The following is a 1,514-nucleotide window of genomic DNA, read 5'->3' on the forward strand; positions in this document are numbered from 1 at the left end:
CCGGTGATCGGGTGCCCGTCCGCGGAGGTGACACGGTAGCCGACGGTGTACTCCCCGTTGGGGAGTCCGTCCTCGAGCAGGACCGATACGTCGGGGCCCTCGACCGTGGCCGTTCCCTGTGCCCACTGAGTGTCGCCAGGACCCACGACGCTGATGGTCGCGAACGATTCGTTGATGTCCTGGTTGAACACCAGACCGACACCGATCGGCGCGAAGTCGAGTGTGGCATCGGCGGGCGGGTCGGAGCTGACCAGTTCGCTGTGCGCCGACGCCGGCGCCGCAGCGAACAATGCTGTCCCGCAGATCATCACGGCAATCAGCATCAGACGTTTCACGCGGGGTACTCCTCTGTATCGAGCCCGACCCAACAACTATGGGACATAGTAGTAGGGAGGGCGGTTTAGCGGTGGGTCACTTCTGCGGCGATGGTTATTTCACCGGGTCCGGCGGATCGGATCGTTCACGGCCGGCGATGGCTTCGGTGATCACTTCCGAGGGCGCGATCGAATCCGAGTGCGGGCCACCGACGTGCTGCTCGGCGCGGATGCGTTCGACCATGTGCGGATAGTGAAGCTCGAATGCCGGCCGCTCGGAGCGGATTCGGGGCATCTCGGTGAAGTTGTGCCGCGGTGGTGGGCAACTGGTCGCCCACTCGAGGGAGTTACCGAACCCCCAGGGGTCGTCGACGGTGACCACTTCGCCGTAGCGGTAGCTCTTGAAGACGTTCCAGATGAACGGCAGCGTCGAGGCTCCGAGAACGAACGATCCCACGGTCGAGACCTGGTTGAGGGTGGTGAACCCGTCGGACGGGAGATAGTCGGCGTAGCGGCGCGGCATTCCTTGCGCTCCGAGCCAGTGCTGAACGAGGAAGGTGGCGTGGAATCCGAGGAACGTCATCCAGAAGTGCCATTTGCCCAGTCGTTCGTCGAGCATGCGGCCGGTCATCTTCGGGAACCAGAAGTAGATGCCCGCATAGGTCGCGAACACGACCGTTCCGAACACGACGTAGTGGAAGTGCGCGACGACGAAATAGGTGTCGGTGACGTTGAAGTCGATGGGCGGGCTCGCCAGGAGCACTCCGGACAGCCCGCCGAAGACGAACGTGACGAGGAATCCGATGGAGAAGAGCATGGGGGACTCGAGGGTGACCTGGCCGCGCCACATGGTGCCGATCCAGTTGAAGATCTTCACTCCGGTCGGCACGGCGATGAGGAAGGTCATGAACGAGAAGAACGGCAGCAGCACGGCGCCGGTGGCATACATGTGGTGCGCCCACACCGCGATGGACAGAGCTGCGATGCCGACGGTGGCGTAGATCAGACCCTTGTACCCGAAGATGGGTTTGCGGGAGAAGACCGGGAAGATCTCCGAGACGATTCCGAAGAACGGTAGCGCGATGATGTAGACCTCGGGGTGACCGAAGAACCAGAACAGGTGCTGCCAGAGCAACGCCCCGCCGTTGGCGGGATCGAAGATGTGGGTGCCGAGTTTACGGTCGGCGAGCAGGCCCATCA

Annotated in this window: 2 protein-coding genes; both read right to left on the reverse strand. The window is 62.9% G+C overall.

Annotated elements, in window-relative coordinates:
* A partial coding sequence (locus CH293_RS26865; RefSeq protein WP_141217238.1) for a copper resistance CopC family protein occupies window positions 1-335 on the reverse strand: 335 nt, incomplete at its 3' end.
* A 94-nt stretch (window positions 336-429) separates the two neighbouring features.
* Window positions 430-1,514, reverse strand: a 1,085-nt coding sequence (locus tag CH293_RS26870; protein WP_255123006.1) for a cbb3-type cytochrome c oxidase subunit I, incomplete at its 5' end; no start/stop codon positions are given.

This window comes from Rhodococcus sp. 14-2470-1b, from assembly GCF_002259415.1.
Lineage (GTDB): Bacteria > Actinomycetota > Actinomycetes > Mycobacteriales > Mycobacteriaceae > Rhodococcoides.